4 protein-coding genes are annotated in these 3,439 nt (G+C 71.3%); all 4 read right to left on the reverse strand.

The window, feature by feature from the left end:
• On the reverse strand, positions 1-759 hold a 759-nt coding region (gene tcuB, locus AC1D2K_RS32195), incomplete at its 3' end, for a tricarballylate utilization 4Fe-4S protein TcuB (RefSeq protein ID WP_478094186.1).
• On the reverse strand, positions 746-2,152 hold the full coding sequence (gene tcuA, locus AC1D2K_RS32200; RefSeq protein WP_478094188.1) for an FAD-dependent tricarballylate dehydrogenase TcuA: 1,407 nt from the start codon (positions 2,150-2,152) through the stop codon (positions 746-748). The genes tcuB and tcuA, both read right to left, overlap by 14 nt.
• Positions 2,153-2,230: 78 nt before the next feature.
• A complete protein-coding gene (locus tag AC1D2K_RS32205) occupies positions 2,231-3,157 on the reverse strand; it encodes a LysR substrate-binding domain-containing protein (RefSeq protein WP_478094190.1) in 927 nt (308 codons plus the stop codon).
• Between the two features lie 6 nt (positions 3,158-3,163).
• The coding region (locus AC1D2K_RS32210) for a substrate-binding domain-containing protein (protein WP_478094192.1) at positions 3,164-3,439 on the reverse strand (276 nt) is incomplete at its 5' end.

The following is a 3,439-nucleotide window of genomic DNA, read 5'->3' on the forward strand; positions in this document are numbered from 1 at the left end:
GCACAGCAGGAAGCCGTAGAAGGTGAAATGGTGGAAGCGCCGGCGCGACAGCGTGAAAGCATCGTCCTCGTCGTGGCAACCCTCGCCGTGGCCGCCGTCGAGGTACTTCAGGCGCAGCACGGCGTCGGCGGCCTCGGCCGCGGCCGGCGCGCGCAGCGGCGCGCCGCTCGTGGCCGGCGTGACATCGCGCCAGAAGCGGGCCACGCCCATCCCCAGCGCGAACACCACGAACAGGAACACCGGCGCGAACAGCCCGACCAGCAGGTTGTGCGGAAACAGCCGATAGAAGTTGCCCTCCAGCCGACCGCCCCACAGCGATCCGTGGCTCGCCACCGCGAGCGCCAGGAACAACGCCAGCGCCGCCGCCAGGGCCAGCGACAGCGTCAGCCCGTTGCGCTGGTACAGCCGGCCCAGCATCGGCGGCCAGGCGTAGTCCGCATAGGTCTGCCCACGCACCTCGGCCATCGCCCGCGGCACGTTGACCGCGAACTCGTGCGGCGGCGCGTACTGGCAGGCGTGCAGGCAGGCGCCGCAGTTGTGGCACAGGTTGGCCAGGTAGTGGATATCGGACTTGCCGAACTCGAGCCGCCGCGTCATCGCCGGGAACACGGCGCAGAAGCCCTCGCAGTAGCGGCAGGCGTTGCAGATCTGCATCTGGCGGCCGACCTCGGCCTCGCGCTCGCTGAGGATCGGGATCACGCGCGGCCCGCCGGCCGCGAGCGACACCGCCTCGCGGGTCAACGCCTCAAGCTGCTGCATGGTCGAGTTCCTTGCTTGCCGCGAGGGCGGCCTGGGTGCCTGCGATGCGTCCGAAGGCGGTTCCGATCGCCATCCCGACGCCCGCGGTGTAGCCCTTGCCGAGCACGTTGCCGGCCATCATCTCGCCGGCCACGAACAGGTTCGGGCTCGGTCGGCCGCCGAAGTGCACGGCCGACTGGTCGTTCACCCTGAGGCCCAGGTAGGTGAAGGTGATGCCGGGGCGCAGTGCATAGCCGTAGTACGGCGGCGTGTCGATCGGTCGCGCCCAGTGGGTCTTGGCAGGCGCCAGCCCTTCGGTGTGGCAATCGTCGAGCGCGGTGTGGTCGAAGCGGCCGACACGGCAGGCCGCGTTGTAGGCGCCGACCGTCTCGACGAAGGCCGCCTCGGGCAGCCCCAGCTTGCGCGCAAGTTCGGGCAGCGTGTCGGCCACGGTGCCCGGGAACACCGGCGGCATGAAGCGGCCGATGGCCTTGCGGTCGATGATCGAATAGGCGATCTGGCCCGGCTGCTGCGCCACCAGGCGGCCCCAGATCGCATAGCGCTTGGGCCAGAAATCCTCGCCCTCGTCGTAGAAGCGCTCGGCCTCGCGATTGACCACGACCCCGAGCGAGACGCAGTCGATGCGGGTGCAGATGCCGCCGTCGTACAGCGGCGCGCGGGCGTCGATCGCCACCATGTGCGCCTGCGTCGGGTCGCCGATCGAATCGGCGCCGGCGTCGATCAGGGCCTTGAGCAGCACGCCCTGGTTGAAGCGGGTGCCGCGGATCAGGAAGTTCTCGGCCGGCCGCTCGCCGCGTTCGTTCTCGCCCCAGGCCTGGCTGAGCCATTCGCGGTTGGACTCGAAGCCGCCGGCCGCCAGCACGCAGCTGCGGGCCTCGATGCGCTCGCCGTCCGCGCTGCGCGCGGCCACGAACCGGTCGCCGTCGAGTTCGATCGAGACGATCGGCGTCTCGTAGCGGACCTGGACGCCGAGCCTTTCGGCGCTGCGGAAATAGGCGTTGACCAGGGCCTTGCCGCCCCCCATGAAGAAGGCGTTGGTGCGCGCCACGTGCAGCGCACCCGATAACGGCGGCTGGAAGTGCACGCCGTGACTGCGCATCCAGTCGCGGCAGGACGAGGAGGCGCGGATCGCGATGCGGGCCAGGTGCTCGTCGGTCAGGCCACCGGTCACCTTCAGCAGGTCCTGCCAGTACTCTTCCTCGGGATAGGCGTCCATCAGCACATCCTGCGGTGCGTCGTGCATGCAGCGCAGGTTGCGCGTGTGCTGGGAATTGCCGCCGCGCCATTCGCGCGGGGAGGCCTCGACCAGCAGCACGCTGGCGCCGGCCTCGCGCGCCATCAGCGCGGCGGACAGCGCGGCATTGCCGCCGCCGATGACCAGGACATCGATCATGCAGTTGTCTCCTCGTGGTGGAGAGCGACTGTAGGCAGGCGGGGCCTCGGGCGACAGTGCGCCCGGAACAAGGGGTCTTCAGTTTTCGTGAAGGGTGGCGCCGGCCCAGCGGCCTTCGCGCACCAGTTGGCGCGCCACGTCGGCGAGCACCACCCGGGCCGCCAGCGCCGCCGGCGACAGTTCATCGTCGGACAGGCTCGCGAGCAGGTTGCGGCGGCCGACCTGGGGATCGGCGATCCGCACCTGCGCGAGAGGGTCGTCGGCGAAGCGCGCGGTGGCCGCGCCCGGCTGGATGGTGGCGCCGTGCCCGGCACGCACCGCATCCATCAGCAGCGCCAGGCCGTCGATCTCGGCCACCACGCGCGGCGCGACCCGCGCCCGCGCGAAGGCCGCGGCGAGCGTCGCGCGCAGGCCGTGCGAGGCGCTCGGCAGGATCAGCGGCAGCTCGCCCAAGCGCGCGATGCGCACCTGCGGCCCCTTCGGCAGGCCGGGCAGCCCGGCCCGGCCGATCACGAACAGCTTCTCGTCCAGCAGCGGCAGCACGCTCCAGCGCCGTGCGGTGTCGGTCTGGAACAGCACCGCGAGATCGAGCTGGCGGGCGTTGAGCATCGTCGCCAGGTGGCCCGACAGCGACTCCACCAGGTGCAGCCTGACCTCGGGGTAGCGCTCGGCCATGGCCTGCATCAGCGGCACGCCGAGCACCGACGCGGTGGTCGGCGGCAGCCCGATGCTCACATGGCCCGAGAGCCGAGCCTGCTGCGCCGCCCGCACCGCTTCGTCGGCATGCCGCAGCGTGAGCTGGGCCTGCTGCAGGAAGGCCAGGCCGGCATCGGTCGGCGTCACGCCGGTGGAGCTGCGCTGCAGCAGGCGCGTGGACAGCTCGCTTTCGAGCCGGCTGATCTGCTGGCTCAGCGCCGAGGTCGCGAGATCGAGTTCGAGCGCCGCACGCCCCATGCTGCGCAGTTCGCAGGTCTTGACGAAGTAGCGCAGCTGCCTCAGTTCCATGTCGGCTCAGCGGGCGGCGAGCGGCTCGAGGCCGGTCTTGGCGATGGTCGGCGCGGCGGCGGGCGAATTCAGGTAGCGGATCAATTCGCGGGCCGCCTCGGGCTGCTTCGACCCGGTGGCGATGCCGGCCGAGAACACCGTCACGCGCTGGACCTCGGCCGGCAGCGGGCCCACGTAGTCGATGCCCTCGATCGGCAGCAGCTCGCTCACCTGCTGCAGGCCGAGCGCCGCATCGCCGCGCGCGACCACGGTGCCGACGCGCTCGCTCAAGATGCGGCGGCT

The sequence above is a fragment of the Variovorax sp. P1_H12_2 genome (assembly GCF_056405335.1).

Excerpts from the sequence above, each read along its gene's own strand:
- AC1D2K_RS32205 (WP_478094190.1), bottom strand. The coding sequence starts at position 3,157 with ATGGAACTGAGGCAGCTGCGCTACTTCGTCAAGACCTGCGAACTGCGC.
- tcuA (WP_478094188.1), bottom strand. The coding sequence starts at position 2,152 with ATGATCGATGTCCTGGTCATCGGCGGCGGCAATGCCGCGCTGTCCGCC.